A 16978-nucleotide genomic window follows, 5' to 3' on the forward strand; every position below is an offset into this window, starting at 1 on the left:
ATTAAATGTTGTTTATTTTCAACAAAATATATTTAAATGTATCAAATAAACAACAAAATATCGCTGGCCATTGAAGTATCCTTTCTTGTAATGCAAGAAAAAACAACAGTTTTGATTGTAATTAAAACGACAAAAAAAAGAGGCCTTCGCCTCTCTCCTTTTCAGAATTTAATCTGTTCTTCAACTTCCTTAATCTTGCTATCCAAAGTGGATTTGATCTCCTCTATTACGGCTGATACAACAGGGGTGTTGGAGGTTTTAAACTCCTTTCCTGAGGCATCCCTGAGGAACATTGTTGCACCCAGGCCATCGGCACCCAACGAGAAAGTCTGAAGGTTCCTGCGTGTTTCCGACAATTTTCGCCACCTTTCAATAAGCATACTCAAATCCTCTACCTTCTGGATTCTTTTTTCCAGTGAAGGGGTTTCTACAACTGCTTTTTCATCCTTTTTCACCACTGCCATGGAAGTTTTGTTTTGTCCATTACTTTCAGCATTGATTTTTTTAGCTGTACTTGTCATTAATTTTACTCCTGCCCTGGAGGTTTGTTTTGGCATCTGGCACGCCGTTAAAATTTCGGCAAAACCAGTATTGAGCTGTCACGGATTCTTGTCAAGGGTGAATGTCTGGTTCCGGAATCCCGGAAGCTGACCGAACACGAAGTGCGGCTGTAGGCCGCCCTTGACTTTTCCGTAAAGCGATGAATATCTTTGCTGCAATTTCAAATGGAGTGGTTCTACCTTATAAAACGTTTAAAACGAACAAAAAGGGGCTTTTTTGCCCCTAAAATTCAAACAGTAATTGCCGGGATACTCCTGCTTCCGGCACTTGCTTAGCAACGATTTCCTGTTTCTTTTCAGGTAACCTTAAAACCATATAACTTTCTGCTTCTGTAACTTCTCTGATGTACGGCACTCCATGCTCAGGGTGAAGTTCAATTCTCCATCCGGCGTAAAAGCGGTTCGTCAATGTGTCCATCCAGCATACTTCGCCCAAAAGCCCGTTCAGGCACAGGTTAACCAGGCACATCATAGCACAGGTGCGGTCAATATCTGCCCCGAAAAACAAGGAACCCCTGCTTATTTTTGCTGCTGCCAGCAACATCCGTCCCGATCCGCAACAACAATCAGCCACCCGCTCCCCTATTTCTGTCGGGTTTAGCATTTGGACCATTAATTCACATACCGGTTCCGGGGTAAAAAATTGTCCGTTATGACCGTGACTGAGATATTCCATATAAAAGTCCCCGAATCCGTCTTTCAAACCTTCTCCACTATTATCCATCTCTATGACAAGTGCTCCGAATGCTTCAGCCAGCAGGTAAGCATCCGGTTTTTCGTATTTACGGACTATTTCAAGATAACGGTCTTCTTTTTCGCCTAATGACAGGGCACAAACCACTATTTCAAGAAAATCTTCAAATACCGGATGCAAACCATATTTGTAACCGATTTGCTGAATATACTGGGAAAAACTTTTTAATTGTTTCATTTTTCAAATTCTTAATTGTGATTAACTGTGAAGTTGTTGAGATAAAAAAAGGCGAAGGCTAAACTGCCTCCGCCAATTGTCCAGACTGGTTTGTATTTGCTGTCCAATTCGGGATAGATTGATGTTCAATAATGTAATCAACCGCCTTTTTAGCCTGTGACGAAGCTATCAGCAGCATCTTTTTATCTTCCTTAAATTTTTCAATCCAGCTTTTGATGTATGCTGCGTTGTTATCAATAGTGGCATTTTCAATACCTAGTATGTAGCACAAATAGGCTGCACCCATTTCGGCCACCAGCTCTTCCTGACTGTAATCCCTGGAACCAAACTGGTGGTTGGGCAATTTTTCATGGCGGTTTAATCTTTTAGCGTGTCCTGTAGAATGGATGAGTTCATGGAACAGGGTTGAATAATACTGCTCATCATGGAAGAATGACCGGGAATTGGGCATCCCTACGCAATCCTTTGTTGGGGAATAATATGCATGGGACTGGTTCAGTTTGATTTCCGGACTATCATACCAAAACTCAACCAATTGTTCAGCATCGGCAATCGGGTCAAATTCATGGTCATGAGCTTCAGTAGCCGGAATTTTACTTTCATCAATCCCTTCAGTTTGTTTCAGGTTAAAAACCGTGTAGTAACGGAGAAAAGGGACCTGATCAACATTGCCATCTTTTTCCTCTATGTCCAAAAGCTTCCAGAATATAACAGGGAAACCTTTTTCACCTTTTAAAACATGGCCCCCTAGTTCTTTTACCTGTTTGAAAGTCAGAAAAAACGGGGAATCATATTGTTTTGTCACCGTCAGCAGGTACCAGAAATTGAAACCCCGGTACGGTTTACAGTAAGCCATATTTTGAGGGAGCGCGGTTTCTATTTTCCAAGGCATTTGCCACGGAACAACACCTGCCTCAAGGCGTTCGATAATCAGGTTGTTAACCATTTCATAAATGTTAAATGAAGAATTCATTAGAAAATGCTGCTGCCCTGCAGTCTTATTTTAGCTTCTGGCACGCCGTTAAACTTAAATTTTTGGCGTACCATCATTGATCTGTCCCGGATTAAGTCAACGGGGTGCATGTCAGTTTTTTGTCAAACTCGTATTTTTTGAATTAATACCTTCATCAATAATGAATAGGGCAAAAAACTGAACGCATCCGAAGGAAACGAGCCACGAAAAGCGAGTTCCCCTTTACCGTTCCGGGAAGCGATCAATAACTTTGACGGAAATTTGAGTGAAGAGGACAAAACGTCAGTTTAGGATTACTCTCTAAATTGGTCTTGACAGTCAGGATATTTACTATTTTTAAGGAACAAAATAATCTCTTTTAATAAAAAATAAAAGGCACAGATATAATCTTATGAATAAAACCATAAGCCCAGTTGGCGCTAATATTAAGCCTCCAGTTAGAACCAATCTTCAATATTTGCCAACAGAAGAATTGCCCTGGGAAGACTTTGAACAACTTTGTTTGAATCTTGTACAAACGGAATTCTCAATATGGGAAAGTGAAAGGCTTGGTAGGAACGGGCAGAACCAACAGGGAATTGATATCTTTGCTCGACATGAAGATGGAAACTATTCTGTATATCAGTGCAAAAAGTACAAGCATTTTAAAAAACAGGATTTAATTCGTGTAATCTCAAAATTCAGGGAAGGGAAATACTTTCATAAAAGCGAGAGATTCTTTATCTGTACAGCTTGTCCCCTTAACAGTAACCGAATACAAGACGCATTTGAAGAACAAAAAGCCTTACTTAAAAATGATGGAATTGACCTTATTAAATGGGATAAAATTCAAATATCAAGGATATTAAAAGAATATCCAAAAGTTGTTCTGGATATATTTGGCCCTGAGTATGTAAAAGCTTTTAATGGATTAGAAGTATTATCCACTACTTTTAAAATTTCTGATTCGGAAATAAACAATCAATTAAGAACAGCCTCAGGAGAACTGTATAATATCGATAATAATTTTCCAAATCTACCTGGCTCTCATATTATCAGAAAAGAAACTGAAGAACTCTATAATTGGATTTTTAAAGAATTAGTCGAAGAAGAATCCAATATCGCCATACTTGCAGGTAGTGCAGGAACTGGTAAAACGGTCATATTAAAAGACTTAATTGATATTTTAGGCAAAGATAGCATTCCCGTACTCGGACTAAAGGCAGATAAGAAAATATTGAACGCGATTAATCCCGAAAAATCCATTTTGAACCTAGATGCAGATATTCAATCAATGTTTGAACAACTACTTTCAAAGCATGAAAATGTTGTTCTTCTTATTGACCAGATAGATGCTTTATCCCAATCCCTTTCTGCAAACAGAGAACAAATCAGGGCATATACCTCTTTAGTCGACAAAATTTCATCGAACAAAAAAATCCGTGTCGTTATTTCATGCCGCATTTTCGACCTGAATCATGATATGGAACTAAGGCAGTATCTAAATAAGAAAATAATCAAAGTATCACCACTTTCAGAAAAAGAAGTAGAGCATGTTCTTTTTCAACTAACTAAAAAAAGTGCAAAGTATCCGAAGGATTTTATTGATTTATTAAAAACTCCACTACATCTGGACGTGTTCTGTAGAATCTTTAACGATTCACTATCAATAAATGAAATTAGAAACCTTCAAGACTTGTATAATGCTCTTTGGAATCTGAAGATCAAGGAAGTAAAGCAAAAAGTAGATATCGCTCCTGAAATTCTTGAATCAGTGTTGTATAATATTGCTAACGAAATATATGAGCGCCAAGAAAATTTAAGTGTCCCTGTTTTGCTGTTTAATAATTTTTACGAACCATTAAAATATCTAAAATCCGAAAATCTTATTATTGAGAATAACTCTGGCCTTCAATTTTTTCATCAATCTTTCTACGATTACACTTATGCGAGAAACTTTGTCGAAAAGAAAAGTGAAAACATTTTTGAATTCCTAACCAATCAACCGCACCAAGGATTATTTATCCGATCAGTAACCAAACAGGTTCTTGCCTATTTAAGGCTATATAATTATAAAGAATATATTGAGCAATTGAAATCTATTATTTTCTCGGATAAAATAAGGTATCATACTAAGCTCTTGATAATTGAACTTTTATCATTTGAAGAAAATCCAAAAACTGGAGAGTTTCAGCTAATTACTTCAATAATTCCATATAATAAGTTCTTAGCACAATCATTTTTTTATTCTATACCAGAGATAACATGGTTTACCTTTTTTATCCGACGAGAAGAAATATTGCTTGATCTTATAAATAATGGTGATGATCAAATCAGAGATACTGTCACCCGGTTTATTGTATTTTCGGGAGATAATGATATTGAGAATGCGATTCATCTTTTGAATAAAATAAAAGATGAAAATAGCAGAGGGAATCTTATCAGTTGGATACTATACAGGACAAAAGAATTCTCACTGCCAATTGTGGCAAATGCTTATTTTTCTATCGAAAAGGATTTCATAAGAAATGACAGAGAAAGGCTGCATATACTAAGTAACGCTATAAAATCAAATCCGGACTTTGCCATTGATGAAGCAAAAAAGATCTTTTTAAGCAATCTACCTGATTGGGTAAAGAAAAGAAAGAGAGAACTGGGATTTCATTCTGAGGAATCGGAATTTGTTGATTTTTGTGAAAATCTCTACAAAGAAGCTCCTATCAAAGCATATTCATTTTTAAAAGAAATTGTTCTTTGTTTGATTGACAAAACCATTTTTGATCATCCATATTTGGAATATCGTGCATTACGTGAAGATTCTGCTTTTCAGGAATACAATCCTGACATGTACGAATACCACAAATACCTGAACTGGATTGTCGATTACTTGCATAAAAATGAAAATAATGTTTTTGTACGAAATGAATTGGCTGAGTATTTAAGTTCCAAACAGTCAACCCAAATCTTTATTGCGCTTCAGGTCTTAAACCATAATCCACAAACTTTCTTAAGTGACATATTTTCATTGTTGGTGAATATAGAACTTGTTGAAGACATACTTCTCGTAGAAGACTTAAGGTACTGGTATAGAGACCTAATCAGAAAATCATATTTGTTGTTCTCAGACACAAAACGAAAAAAGTTAAATCAATTTATCCTGACTTATTTTACAAAAAGGGATTTTGTTCCTGATCGGGAGTACAAAAATCAAAGAATAAAATACGGGGCATATAAAAATAAGCTTTATCCGCTACCATTTTGGGGATATGATCAATGGCTTTTACTCAATTCAATTCCAACCGAAGGAATTGACATAAATAGTTCATTGAAAGTCAGCATGCTTATGTGGAGCAGAAGGTTTGAAGGATTGACTTATAAAAATGTTAAACCGAACCATAGCGTGACGATGGCAGGTACATCTGGTGGACTTGTTTCGAATGACAGGTATGAATTATTTACGTTAAATCAATGGACCCGGTCATTTTCAAAATACGATATTGAAGAACACCACTATTATAATAGAGGATTTTTTAGTGTTGATGGACATGCCAATGCATTTAGAGATGTAGTTAAAAAAGATCCTAAAAAGTATTTCACTTTTATATCTGAACTGATATTCAAAAACGATGTAAATATCAGGTACCAAATAAGTGGACTTGAGGGACTAGTTGAAGGTGGATTTGACGTGAAAGAAATTCGTGCTCTTTATTCTTTACTTATGAATCGGGATATTAACGAAATTTATCGTTCTTCGTTCCTAGACTTATCCAAATACTTTTTAAAGAATTCTGTCATTGATCAGGAGCTTATCGAGTTTTGGGAAAAATATATCGAATCGCCGTTTGAGAATAAATGCAGTGGGTATATTTTGGACAGTAGGGATAAGGATGAAAGTAACGATAAATTGTTTAGTGAAGGATGGCGTACAATAAATGCTCATGCTATTAAGTTACTTGTCCGATTATCTGGGTTAAAATCTTATACAGAATATGTTCTTAACTATCTGTTGAGCATTTGCGATTCCCTTCCAATACAATTAAGACTTGTCGTACTTCACAGTGTCGACAATGGTTGCGGTTTTAATAGCGATCAACTTAAAGACCTATTTATTCGATACACAAAAGAAGTGAGCTCAGAAGTATATACAGTGTCAAGAGCCCTGCTAAATCATTTGTTTTTCTGTTGTTTCAATGATATTTTACCTTTTATACAACAAACAATCTCCATGCCCTCATCTGCAAAATCTTTGGGAATATATCTGCTATATGGGTGGTTTTATGGAAATGAAAAAAGTAAAGAGCTTTTGTTTGAATTGCATGAAACTCATCCTGCTTCCATAGGAGAATCTATAAATCAAGCTTTTAGATATCTGCATGATGAAAAATACAAAGAAAAATGTTTATATGTCCTTAATCATTATGTGAATGATCAAAGAAGTGATATTAAGGATAGTTATTCCTCCGGTTTCCATCATTTAACCCCTCACAACCTCCTGTCTGTGAAAAACATCATAAAACAATTCATTACTTCCAGCAATGAGGAGCGGTTATATAGTCTTTATAATTATTTATTTGACTGCTCAAAAGATTATCCAAATGAATGCATCGAGTTTTTGCATGACATTGATTTTAAGAGAATTGCCCAAAGAAGACATGATGTCGAGGATCCGATTAAGTTACTAATGTTATCATATAATTCAATCAGGAAATACGATTCATTGGATGGAAACCTGGATTTTGCCATGGATGTGTTTGATGAGTTACTTCAACAAATCAACTCAAAACCTGAAATTGATAAAATATTAAGGGAGTTGGATGACTAATATTGAACACATGATAAGCGGGAAAATATAATTTATTGCGCACTTATGAATAAATTAAAATCACCTCTCCCATCATTCAAATAATAACGACAGTCAATATAATTTTTTCGTTAAAAATCAGAATTCTTCATCAAGATTTATGATATTTATACTGCTTTTAGGAGAACGTATCAGCTACAGTTGTCAACTATTCTTTCTTCCCATGATCAGATAAAACATCTTCTATTCTATCGAATATAACTTTTGTTTGTTTCCTATATGAGAATAATAAAAGCACCAATAAGACCACTAGAGAAATAAGTTGAATCATCCCATTATTGAAGTCCACTTGCACTCCTAACCTATCTAGGCCAACGATTATAATTAAAATTAAAAACATAGCACACAATCCACGAAACATATTATTCGTTTCGGAGAAGATCAATATGCGTGGATAAACTGTCGATGCATTTCGAAACTCTTCTGGCGTTTTATAACTCACAAACTTTATTTTTTTAAAAATTGGCTCAATAACCAAGGAACCTATTCGATTTATTACCAACCCGATAAAATAATATAAAAGCGCACCTTCAAAAAGGCTATCTTGTAAAAGGTCATAACTTGATGTTAAGTTGAGTATTACAACAAATAATACTCCTGGCAATAGATAGTTAAATAGATTGTACGAAGAAAGTTTATTAACTAATTCATTCATTATTAAGGCTTATTCTTAGGTTAATATTGTTATCACCAATGATACACATTACCGCTGGATATCCCTGAATACCCAAATTGAATGCCAAGTATTCAAATAAGTTCTCATCAAGATTACTTGGTTTTGTTGAACAATTTTTCGGATGAGAATGCCACTCGCCTAAATACATTAACTGATTGTCTGTTATTTCCATATAGTTTCTATATTCTTCAATTAACCCTTTTGTACCTCTAACAAAACCAGTTTCTTCTTCAATGCTGTCTATGGGAGCAAAAATTGTATCTACTAGATAAACAACTTTCCTTTCATTGTCAACAGTTCCAACCAAAATGCCACCCGTTTCATTTGGTAGCTTTGTTTCTCTATAAGTGTGCATTTTCTCAATTAAAGCATCGTCAACACAAATATTCCAGCCGGAATCTACAAAATCTGTCCAATGAGTTGGAGTAAAATTATACTTTTTTACCTCTTGAGTATCATTGGTAATTTTCCAAATCGATATACTTGCGTTTCCTGTCTTTGCAATATCCTGAATTTTTTTTGCACAAATTGAGGCATGTATGGCAACATCCGTTTGATTAATTTTATTAGTTATTTCCCTGCAAGAATTTCGATTATAACGTATTTTTTCTTTAGAAGTAATTTTAAGATGATTTTGCAACCCAGGAGTCTCAGTAAGGCAACGATAATATTGCATCTCCAAAAGATCCAACCTATGCATTCTTTGCTTGTCTTCAGCAAGAATTACTAAATCTGTTCCGGTAGGGTTAAGAAAAGATGAAATACGAGGAGCATCTGTTATTTCATTACAATCTCGTGCTAGTTTTCTTGCAACAGCAATTGAGGTTGACATATCAAAAATCACTTCAACCTTGCTAATTATCTCCGCAAACCTTGAGTCGACCTCCAAGTCCTGAAATTTTTTATCAAATGGGACCACCATTTCAGATCCAACCATATGATTAATCTGCTGAGCCAATCGTAGTGCTTTATTAAATCCGACATCGTTTCTCCCCAGTACGTGTTTAGCAATATTATGAGGAAATAGTGTATCATGATCTGTTAAAAACCATTTTCCATATCCCATGCGTGCAAACAGGTTAAGCACTTGTGAACCTAAAGCTCCAGCACCAACTAAAAAATAGCTTGATTCGTTGAATTCAATGTTGTTGTAATTTGCAGCAGAAAGAGTAGAAAAATCGTCCATCGTAGAGTATAGTTCGATGTTAAGATTTTTTACAAGAGATACATCAAATTTTTTAAACAAAATAGGAGCCCATTTATCGTGAGCTTTATCAATACAACCGGATCTCTGACCTAAGTCTAATATGCTGTTTTTACTTGTGAATAACAAAAAGATATCTTTCGATGGGGTTTCATCATTAATGTTTCTTAATACAGGTATCTTCGCTAAAAAAGCAATACCATAGCTCCACTGAACTTTATTCTCAGAAAAATCATTCAACCCGAAGTTTAGCATATTAGTAACAACTTCGGAAAAAGGAATCCCAGACACAGTGATAGTTTCATCTAAATCTGAAACACTCTTAGGTTCCCTTCTGATAAATCCATGAAGTGTAGGATCTGCTTCAAAATAATAAAGTGAGAATGATAAATTGTCGCTCAGATTATTAGTAATTGCATACATTTCTGAGTTTCCAATTTGCTCCAAATACCACGGTTCGTATGGACGAAATTGCGGATGTAATACCGCATAGCCTTTAGGATGGAAAAAGGCTTCCAAAGGCTGATCTTCCTGATGCAGCTTATCTTCAGCAGTTAAGCTGAACCATTGTCTTATGGATTCAATAAACTCATACTCATTGAAGAGATGCCTTATCTCTTCGAAGCTTTGTTCTGTTACACAAAGGCTAACAGGATGCTCAAATAGCTTCACATTTGTATGTGTAAGCCCATTTTTAAAATCGGTTCTAAGAGCATAGACTTCTGGGTGCATTTGATCATCTGGGTGACATATAATAGCCACGTCTTCATATGCCTGAATTCCATTCAATGGTTCTTCTGGAATTTCATTGTCAAATGTTAGATATATTATCTCTTCTCCTGTTTTTTTTACAACGTATAAAACAGACTCTGAAATACAATATGGATGTCGTTGAACAGCAAGGGCGACTCTACGCGCCCTTGCTAATTTTAAGTTCTCAAAAGATATTTCATCACCTTCCAATATATTGTAAGTGTATTTCATCTTAACCAGCTCTTGGAGTTTTTTTCTCGACAATTACAGGACCTGCCGCTCCAGCAACTTTTAGTAACTTGGTACCACCGTCGCTGATTTCAAACTTTAGTGGTTCCGGAGCTTTCTCGTCAACATTAATTGCTGTATTTCTAAAATACGCATCACCGACCTTATTAATATATTCTGTTTTTGCCGGATGATGAGGAGGATTAGGTTTTTCATTTTTAATTTTTATACTAGATGCTATGACGTGGGCATTTTTTTCCTTATAATCCAATAACTCCAATGAATAATCCTTGGGGTCTTTATTATCTTCATAAGGCCGGTCATTAAAAAAGGACCAGGAACAGTGGTGAGGCGCTAAAAACAAGTTCCATTTTAGCTTATCTTCGTTTCCTTTATCTTCAGAAATACTTTTCACTTTTTCCCAAATGTAATGGTCCGCATCTCCACCGAAAATTGCTCTTGATTTTATCTCCCCTCCAACACTGGTTTTAAAAGAAATCTGGAAAACAATACTTGTAGCATTATGGTCCTCATTAGCGGTTTCCGATACTAAATCGCTTTTGAATGGGGCATGTATAAAAATAGAAGCGTAATAATTATATTTTCCATTTATTGTATTTATAGTGGTTCCTGGAATATAACTGAGTCCATTTATAACTCCATCATCTTTAGTGTAGCCAATTATATGTAATCGGTTACCTTGTTTATTAGCCTCCAATGGATTTTCCTCAAACAATTTTCTCCTTCGTTTTGCTTCCTTTCTGATTGCTTTAGCTTCATCACAGATGTCATTTCCAAAAACCATTTGAGTAAGCCAGAGTTCACCTATCATTATCTCATTGTTTTCCCTATTGTCTTCAGAATATTCATCTGGATCACCACAATAATAATTTTTCTCAAATCCTGCGCAGTGATCTTTATGAGGATGCGACAAAATAAACAAATCAACATACGGATTATTATTTCCGTCATTTTGGAGTTCTTTCAAAATGTCTTTTTTGACATCATATATTTTAACACCATCCGAATTTTCTTCCCCTTCTCTAATTTGGCAATCAACCTGAATAGTTGTATTATCACTTAATTTTATTAAAGAGGTGTCTGCGTTGTCAACTGGGTAATATTTAACTATATGCTTGTTACTCATAATTTAACTTTTAAAATAATGATTTTCAAGTCTCTACCCTTTCGGAGGGAAAGGGTCGTTTCCATAGCTATTCTTTTCCCGAATCTGACCGTTAGGTCTGTGCACAATCATTTCTGATTTTTGGTTCTTTGCGATTTCTTTTGCTATTTTCATCGCATCACTTTGTGTTTCAGCCGATTTCGTAATTCTATTATTACCGGCTCCTTTTACACCCCATTTTCCGTTGTGGGGAACAACATGTTGATTTTTTCCCATTGGATTAAAAATTAAATTAATACTACTATTCTCCTTGTTCTGCCACAAAACAGAACTAAACATTAAGGGCTTCGCAGTTGTTATGGGAAAGAAGACAGATATAAAAAGAATTTTCTATATTTGTGCCTCATTTGGAAAAGATTGAGGTTTTACCTCAATAGCTTGCAGGCATTTTTCCAAGCCCAAAGTCGCTGCGAAGGCGACTTTTGTTTTTTATCTTCTATGTTTTGTCATACCATAAATCAGACCATTGTTAAAATTTGTTAACAAATGTAAATTTGTCAGTCTTTTCCCAATTTGTTAACTGACTTATTAACTGACACCTTGTCTCTTGTCATATTATCCAACAATCTACATATTTCGTTATAATTCATATAGTTACTTTTTCTGTCGTTCAAACTCAAGCAATGCTTCAGGAATTCGTGAATATGGAAAATGTACTCCCGTATTTCCATCTGACATTTGTTTTAATAGTTGTTCAGCTCTTTCAATAGCCACTGATTGTCCCTGTACCATTTCTTCAAACCAGGCTTTCTTCTCCAGAAATGATTTTCTTTTCTCATATTCTGGCAAATACCGTTTTAACTCTCGTTCAACCTGATTGCAATCTGGAAATTCACGACTCGTAAAAGTAAAATGCAATAAAAACCACAACTCGATTGCAGGCATTGTTTCACAAATCAAGACTTTTTTCCTCTTGCTATATTTGTGTATGAACTTCTCAAACTGTTCCTGTTTCCCTTGAGAAATTATACTATCATAATCGGTCAGATATGTCACATGATCATACCCTTCAGCCAACAAACCATCAATAATTGGCGCAGCTTTTTCTATACCTACATTAGCAAACAAAGAAGGACTAATTTTGTATCTGTATTCCTTAAAATCTTTTAAATGTTTCAGATACCATTGCTCCGTTATTCCATCGCCTAACACTGCAAAACGTTTTCGAAGATTTCTTCTTTTCCTGATGTATCTCATAGGCTACAATTTCGGAATCCCCCCAAACTTCCCTATTTTATATGCATTATAAAAAGATAGCTCTTTTCTGAAGTTAAAATCAGCCATAGAGTAAAGATCTGTTGCTCCATCTTCCCCTTTCTCCGTAAACCAAATGGCATCCTTACGGAGGATATCTTTTTCGTTCAGCAATGACATATTGTGGGTAGTAAAAAGCAACTGTGCCTGATTAGACTTCTGCAAAAACTCTTTAAGAAAATGCATTACCAACAGAGGGTGTAATGCTGAGCCAATCTCATCAATAGGCAAAAAGGCATTTTTTTCAATGGCATGAAAAAAAGGTGCAGACAGACCGTAATAACGAAGCGTTCCCTGAGATTGACTATTTTCAGATAGATTATAAGATTCCTCTTTCCCATCATTAATTATCCTGTGCGTAAACATTGTTTCATCATAGTGCAAGGTTTTTTCTTTTGCAACCGTAGAACGTTCCTCGTCTGTCATTGGCAAAACATCTAAATATTTCAACATTTCTTCAGGTACATTACGTACACGTTCTTCAAATAATACGTTTGTAATATTGAAGTCGGCCTCCTTGAGGAATTTGAGTGCATACAGCTTCATTTTATCGTTGTCTTTTATTGTCTTATCGGAAAAACCTGTCAAATCAGTGTAAGGATCAATAACGTTCAAAAACTGATTTCTAAGCCAGGCTACAACGCTATCCAATTCTGGAATAGACAAGTTTACCTGATTGTAAGCAGCAAATACTGAAGCATTTTTTAGTGTTTTTAATTGAATAGCTTCGACTGCCTGACTGGATATTTTGACTTTGGAACCAAACTGAACAACAGAAATCTTCTTTTCTGCATCGAAACTGCGTATAAAAATTGCAGCCGGTTGAGTTCCGGGATACACAAAAAGCTTCTCTTCGAGTACTGTATCTCGATCTATTACCAATTGATAACGATGTTTCTTGCCATCAACATAAAATAGCAATTCAAAGGTTCCTGGTTTTTTGCGGGTTTCACCAAATTCAAAAGGAGCAAAACGCGTACCTCCCTCTTTTTCCTCTGGGATATGTTGAGTAAAAAAGTTCAGAAATTCGAAAGTTTCAAGCAAATTACTTTTACCTGATGCGTTAGCTCCGTAAACCATAGCCATTTTCAAAATTCGGGTTTCATCAGGCATTTCTGCTACATAATACTCCTCAAGCAATTTATCGGATGTCGCTTCAAAACTAAAAATAACTTCATTTTTAAACGAGAGAAAATTTTGTATTTTAAGTTCCAGTATCATTTCTTTTTCTATTTATTACATTTTTCCTACAAAAATACGAAATAAAAACAATAAAATCAATTCTATTTTTAGATATTGCATATTTTTTACATTATCCTTAAATAAAATTATGATTTTTAAAATTATAATCGCGTCTGTTTACCATTTGCCTTTTTCCTTAGTTTAAGTTTCTTTTGATAATCAACTTGCTTATTCCTTTCAATCAACCTATTCAAATCCCTTGCCCATTGCGCCATCTGAAATTTATCAATCACCGATTTCTGGATTTGTAATTCCTGTTCAGTCTTGGCTGAAACATAAAACTTTGGTCTCTCCTCAAATTCCGATAACCGGATCGGATAACGAACCGGGTTTCCATTTCCATCAACGATGAAAACAACATGCGCTCTTCCCGACCTTCGAATCTCTACATTAAAAAACTCCAGCGACTTGTTGTAAAGTTGCTTTGTTGTTATTGACTCAAGCTGATTCAGTTGGAAAAACAAACTTTCCAGGTTGCGCTTTAGGTTGCTACTCCCAGCCGAAAACTTCAAATTCGTTTGTTCCCTGTTTTGTTCTTTAGTTAGCTCGTATTTCTGCTCCAAGGATTTAATAAACCGTTGTACTTTCTCTTTCTCGTAATTGTCCCTGATCTTTTTGCCTGTTTGCTGATCAATCCGGGTCGATACAATATGAAAGTGAGTCCGGTCCAGGTCAGCATGTTTATACACAAAATAAGGTTGATTTCCATAGTCTAGGTGTTCCATCAGATTTTTGATTTCAATGCGGATACCTGAATCTCCCAGTTTAACCAGATCACTGACCGTTGGATTTACAGAGATATGCAATGCCTTCTGCTTTACTCGCGAGTTTCGATCTTCAATTTCAGTCAGGATATTCAGCCGGTCATATTTTGTTCCGGCAAAAGGATTGATGATTGGTGTATTTCCGCTGTGAAAGAAAGTTGCTTTCTTCTGCTCTACTTTCTTTTCATTGTAAAACAGGGCGTTTTGGGTGCTCAGCGATTGATGGATAACAATGACCATTGGAAAAAATCATCGAAGGTGTTTTTGTAAAAAGGCCAGACATTGGGTCATCATTTCGAAAGCATGTCTCAGTAATTGCCGATCGTTATCGCCGATATTATAACCTGCGAAAGAATTCATGCGTTTGGAGAGTTGGTTCAGGTTAACCCCAATCTTATTCAGTTCATAGTCCAGACCTTTCAATTGATAACTGGTATTCTCATCCAGCGAAATCATCTTTTTATCTAGTCGTTTGAAGATTCTGTTTCGTATAAAATCGCTCATACAAGGATAACCTCCGGATCGTGTCAACGATTTTATTCGTGCCTTTTCTTCCCTGCTTACCCTGAGAAGAAGCATCTGGTCCCGTTTTTCATTCTCTGGCGATTTTGTAGGCATCTTTAGCTATAATTTTTGCTTTAGGGGGAGGGGAATTCTTACCGGTTTTGAAAAAGCGACTGGCTCCTGCAGGGCAAGATGAAAAGGCATTTGTATATACAAATGCACATCTTGCAATCCCCTCCCCCTAAGTTATTTTATGTTCTAATAATTGGTTATTAATAGCTCCCTGACACTGCCCCTGCTACTGGCTTTTGCGCCTATTGAACGTCGCGCACACAGTTGCCTGATAGTATAATTCCTGTAATGCTTTCGAAAAAAATAGTCGTCCCCGTTACAGGAATTACTTAGCATCCATTTACTTTCAACACCCAATGTTTTGCAAAATGATGCCAACCTTTTCTGCTGGGTGTCATCAAAACCGGTAGTACTGTAAGCTGTAAAATTTGATGTATCTGAAACAGGTTTATAAGGTGGGTCAAAATAGATAAACGAACGCCCCTGCAGGAACTTTACGGTGCACGTGTAATCTCCTTCCAGAATTGTAACTTTTTGGAGTAGCTCGCTCAATCTGCCAATTATACTCCTGTTGCAAATAATCGGTTTTCTATATTCTCCAAAAGGCACATTGAATTCATCCTTTTTGTTTACTCTGTACAGTCCGTTAAAACAGGTCTTATTCAAAAAGATAAACAAGGAAGCCAGTTCTGTGCTGTTTAATTTTCCAGAATTAAACTGTTTCCTTTTCTCTATATAAAACAATCTTTGTCTGTTGTAGTCTAACTCCCAGTATTTATGCTGCAATTCTTCCAGAAAAGTAATCAGTTCCAGAGGATTTTCTTTAACGGCGATATATGTTTTTATCAATTTCGAATTGATATCGTTGATGATGATGTTTTTTATCAATGGATAATTTTCCAGTATATAAAACACAACTGCACCGCCCCCGACAAATGGTTCGGCAAAGGTGTCGAACTGCTCCAGCTGGTTTGGAAACAATTTATTTATTTGGGGCAATAGTTGTGTTTTTCCTCCCGCCCATTTCAAAAAAGGTTTTACGGCTGGTTGCATAAGACTGTTGTTTTATAAGATTTCAGTTTACCTTTTGCTTGGCCCCCTTGCCTTTTGTCTGCTTCTGATCCAGTTCCTTCTCTTGTTTAAATCCTGAAAAGTTGATAGTCCGGTTCGCTGCATCCACCTGCAAGGCTGCTCCAAACTTCTTTCCATTTCGTCCGGTCATTTTATCCAGGTAAACTTTTTCTCCTTTGGCCAGTTTTTGTTTCTGTTCTGCAGAAAGCGTTACTCCTTTTATTTTTTCGGGTACGGTAATGTGTTTTGTCCTAAGCGGGACCAATTCATTGGTTTTGGGATCAAGTGCCAGGTAGTATTTGTCTTTCTTCCCATCCCGCCCTGTGAGTTCAATAGTCTTACCCAAATTTCGTTCGGCAAGTAGCCTGTTTCGCTCTTCCTGGGTAAACTTATGCCCCATGTACTCTTCAGGAATCTGCAATCTCTGAATTGGATGGACTTTGACATTTACAGTTCCGTCCTCTTCCTTTTTTAACCGGAGTTTTGCCGGTATCCGCATTTGCTGGTCATTTACCGTAGCGTTAATGGTGTAGAGTTTCTGGGAACGGAAACCATTCAGAAAGTCCCTGAGTTCGTTTTCGTCCATGTGATTAACAAAATCCTTTTTCACCCCTACTTTTTCCAGTTTGTTAAAGGGGATTTCGTCTTTCTTGATGCGGGTGTTTTGTTCCATGATCTTTTAAATTTATTCGTGATTAATTATTATTAATTATTGAGGGT

The 16978-nt window shown here is 36.1% G+C and carries 14 protein-coding genes; 1 reads left to right on the forward strand and 13 read right to left on the reverse strand.

Translation table 11 applies throughout. The features are described 5' to 3' along the window. Nucleotides 1-161: 161 nt before the first annotated feature. The 3 genes from GM418_RS30100 to GM418_RS30110 all read right to left on the reverse strand — a co-directional run bounded on the left by GM418_RS30100 (nt 162) and on the right by GM418_RS30110 (nt 2437). Nucleotides 162-557, reverse strand: a complete 396-nt coding sequence (locus GM418_RS30100) for a hypothetical protein (RefSeq protein ID WP_158871933.1) — start codon at nt 555-557, stop codon at nt 162-164. 226 nt (nt 558-783) lie between these two features. Beyond that, a complete protein-coding gene (locus GM418_RS30105) occupies nt 784-1491 on the reverse strand; it encodes an HsdM family class I SAM-dependent methyltransferase (RefSeq protein ID WP_158871934.1) in 708 nt (235 codons plus the stop codon). A gap of 58 nt (nt 1492-1549) precedes the next feature. Beyond that, nucleotides 1550-2437, reverse strand: coding sequence for an ArdC family protein (locus GM418_RS30110; RefSeq protein WP_217447646.1), 888 nt, complete (start codon nt 2435-2437; stop codon nt 1550-1552). Nucleotides 2438-2855: 418 nt separating this feature from the next. Between GM418_RS30110 and GM418_RS30115 the strand changes: the two genes are divergently transcribed. Next, on the forward strand, nt 2856-7265 hold the full coding sequence (locus tag GM418_RS30115; protein ID WP_158871936.1) for an AAA family ATPase: 4410 nt from the start codon (nt 2856-2858) through the stop codon (nt 7263-7265). A 187-nt stretch (nt 7266-7452) separates the two neighbouring features. Here the strand turns inward: GM418_RS30115 and GM418_RS30120 are convergent, their stop codons facing one another. From GM418_RS30120 to GM418_RS30165, 10 genes are all read right to left on the reverse strand, one after another. After that, nucleotides 7453-7959: a hypothetical protein gene (locus GM418_RS30120; protein WP_158871937.1), complete on the reverse strand. Its 507-nt coding sequence runs from the start codon at nt 7957-7959 to the stop codon at nt 7453-7455. After that, nucleotides 7952-10168, reverse strand: coding sequence for an anti-phage 6A-MBL system cap2_3 protein (gene cap2-3 / locus GM418_RS30125; RefSeq protein ID WP_158871938.1), 2217 nt, complete (start codon nt 10166-10168; stop codon nt 7952-7954). Before cap2-3 ends, GM418_RS30120 begins: the two co-directional genes overlap by 8 nt. 1 nt (nt 10169) lies before the next feature. Further along, on the reverse strand, nt 10170-11312 hold the full coding sequence (mblB, locus tag GM418_RS30130; RefSeq protein WP_158871939.1) for an anti-phage 6A-MBL system MBL-fold protein: 1143 nt from the start codon (nt 11310-11312) through the stop codon (nt 10170-10172). Between the two features lie 33 nt (nt 11313-11345). Further along, a complete protein-coding gene (locus GM418_RS30135) occupies nt 11346-11567 on the reverse strand; it encodes a DUF2188 domain-containing protein (protein WP_158871940.1) in 222 nt (73 codons plus the stop codon). Between the two features lie 378 nt (nt 11568-11945). Then, a complete protein-coding gene (locus GM418_RS30140) occupies nt 11946-12548 on the reverse strand; it encodes an RloB family protein (RefSeq protein WP_158871941.1) in 603 nt (200 codons plus the stop codon). A 3-nt stretch (nt 12549-12551) separates the two neighbouring features. Continuing rightward, complete coding sequence (locus tag GM418_RS30145; RefSeq protein ID WP_158871943.1) at nt 12552-13826, reverse strand: AAA family ATPase; 1275 nt, start codon at nt 13824-13826, stop codon at nt 12552-12554. Nucleotides 13827-13948: 122 nt separating this feature from the next. Next, on the reverse strand, nt 13949-14851 hold the full coding sequence (locus GM418_RS30150; RefSeq protein ID WP_158871945.1) for a relaxase/mobilization nuclease domain-containing protein: 903 nt from the start codon (nt 14849-14851) through the stop codon (nt 13949-13951). A 9-nt stretch (nt 14852-14860) separates the two neighbouring features. Further along, nucleotides 14861-15229 (reverse strand): plasmid mobilization protein, encoded by a 369-nt coding sequence (locus GM418_RS30155; RefSeq protein WP_158871947.1) that lies wholly within the window; start codon nt 15227-15229, stop codon nt 14861-14863. A gap of 144 nt (nt 15230-15373) precedes the next feature. Next, entirely contained in the window at nt 15374-16240 is an 867-nt protein-coding gene (locus GM418_RS30160) for a DNA adenine methylase (protein ID WP_158871949.1), read from the reverse strand. 22 nt (nt 16241-16262) lie between these two features. Continuing rightward, complete coding sequence (locus GM418_RS30165; protein ID WP_158871951.1) at nt 16263-16931, reverse strand: DUF3945 domain-containing protein; 669 nt, start codon at nt 16929-16931, stop codon at nt 16263-16265. Nucleotides 16932-16978: the final 47 nt, after the last annotated feature.

The sequence above is a fragment of the Maribellus comscasis genome, assembly GCF_009762775.1.
Taxonomy (GTDB): Bacteria; Bacteroidota; Bacteroidia; order Bacteroidales; family Prolixibacteraceae; genus Draconibacterium; species Draconibacterium comscasis.